Source organism: Mesorhizobium sp. M7A.F.Ca.CA.001.10.2.1 (assembly GCF_003998575.1).
In the GTDB taxonomy this organism is placed as follows: Bacteria; Pseudomonadota; Alphaproteobacteria; order Rhizobiales; family Rhizobiaceae; genus Mesorhizobium.
The window spans coordinates 1-1,846 of record NZ_RZQY01000903.1; the positions used below are offsets into that span (position 1 = coordinate 1).

The window sequence follows — 1,846 nt, forward strand, 5'->3', positions numbered from 1 at the left end:
GCGACGATGATTTCGGGCGGGCGTTGCTGGCCAATCTCAATCGCGCAGTGGTCGACCACCGCTTCGTGCGGGTGGCCGCTGGCGCCGGCTCCGGCATGAGCGTGGCGATCTTCGACGCGGGCGGCGACTATGGCGCGGTGATCGTCTCGGGCAGCAATCTGACACTGGGCCATGCCGACATTGCCTCTGCTTCCGATGTGATGGTCCAAACGGCAGTGCTTTTGTTGCAGAACGAAGTGCCGGAAGCCGGCAACATTGCCGCCGCACGCGCCGTCAAAGCACGGGGCGGCCGCGTCGTGCTCAACGCGGCCCCCGCGCGCGAACTCTCCGACGAGTTGATCGCGCTGGTCGACATATTGGTGGTCAACGCCATCGAGGCTGAATTCCTGGCTGGCACAGCAGTGTTCGAGACGCTGGACGGGGCCGCCCAAGCCGCACGGCTGCTGGCCGATCTTTATCCGGTGGCGATTGTCACGGCGGGCGGCGAGGGCGTCGCCTGTTGCGATCGGAGCGGTGAGGCGTTTGCTCTGTCCGCCATCCCCGTCAAGGTCGCCAGCACGCATGGCGCCGGCGATGAATTCGTTGGCGCGCTGGCCGCGGGACTTGCCCGTGGGCAGACCATGCGGGCGGCCATCACCGCCGCCAACGCGGCTTCGGCCTTGCTGGTCTCGACGCCAGAGGCCGAGCGCGACGGCATCTGATGGCCTGATTCAACGTTGCAAAGAGCTGCGGCCGCCGCCTGTCCTTGCGGCCTCGCGCGAATTCCGCTAAGGCGCGCCTTTGTCGCCGGGGAACACGGACTTGGACGATCAACGCGCCGACGTCGCCATCATCATGGGCAGCCAGTCCGACTGGGCGACGATGCGCCATGCGGCCGAAACGCTGGAAGCACTCGGCATCCCGCACAAACGGCTGATCATCTCCGCGCATCGCACCCCAGACCGGCTCTATGATTTCGCCAAGGGCGCCAAGGCGGCCGGTTATCAGGTGATCATCGCCGGCGCCGGCGGTGCAGCACACCTGCCCGGCATGACGGCGGCGATGACGCCATTGCCGGTGTTCGGCGTGCCGGTGGAATCGAAAGCGCTTTCCGGGCAGGATTCGCTGCTGTCCATTGTCCAGATGCCGGCCGGCATTCCCGTGGGCACGCTGGCCATCGGCAAGGCGGGCGCTGCCAACGCAGCCCTTCTAGCCGCCGCCGTGCTGGCCCTGAACGATAACGAGCTTGCCGTCCGCCTGGATGCCTGGCGCGCCGCGCAGACCGCCAAGGTCGCGGCAGAACCGACGGATACGCCGTGAGCCTGCCCGCCGGATCGACCATCGGCATCATTGGCGGCGGCCAGCTCGGCCGCATGCTGGCTGTTGCTGCCGCCCGCCTCGGCTACCGCACCGTGGTGCTGGAGCCGCAAGCGGATTGCCCCGCGGCACAGGTCGCCAACCGGCAGATAACAGCCGCCTATGACGACCCGGCCGCCCTTGCCGAACTGGCAGGCTCGAGTTCCGTCGTCACCTACGAGTTCGAGAACGTGCCGGTTGCAGCCGCCAGTGCGCTGGCCGCCAAGGTTCCGGTCTATCCGCCGGCGCGTGCGCTGGAAGTGGCGCAGGACCGGGTGGACGAAAAAACATTCCTCAACGGCATCGGCATTGCCACCGCCGATTTCCACGCCGTCGACAATGATGACCAGCTGATCGCGGCGCTGAAAGCATTCGACGGCAGCGGTGTCCTGAAGACCCGGCGCATGGGCTATGACGGCAAAGGCCAGCGCGTCTTCCGCAACATGGAAGCCGGCGGCTTCGCCGGCACATGCGAGGCGATGGGCAATGTGCCTCTGATCCTGGAGGCCTT

The 1,846-nt window shown here is 67.0% G+C and carries 3 protein-coding genes; all 3 read left to right on the forward strand.

Going from position 1 to position 1,846, the window contains the following annotated elements; genetic code table 11:
• Positions 1-701: PfkB family carbohydrate kinase (locus EN964_RS33260; RefSeq protein ID WP_127277349.1), on the forward strand; the 701-nt coding region annotated here is incomplete at its 5' end.
• A gap of 100 nt (positions 702-801) precedes the next feature.
• Positions 802-1,299 (forward strand): 5-(carboxyamino)imidazole ribonucleotide mutase, encoded by a 498-nt coding sequence (purE, locus tag EN964_RS33265; protein WP_127272234.1) that lies wholly within the window; start codon positions 802-804, stop codon positions 1,297-1,299.
• The coding region (locus EN964_RS33270) for an ATP-grasp domain-containing protein (protein ID WP_127277351.1) at positions 1,296-1,846 on the forward strand (551 nt) is incomplete at its 3' end. The genes purE and EN964_RS33270, both read left to right, overlap by 4 nt.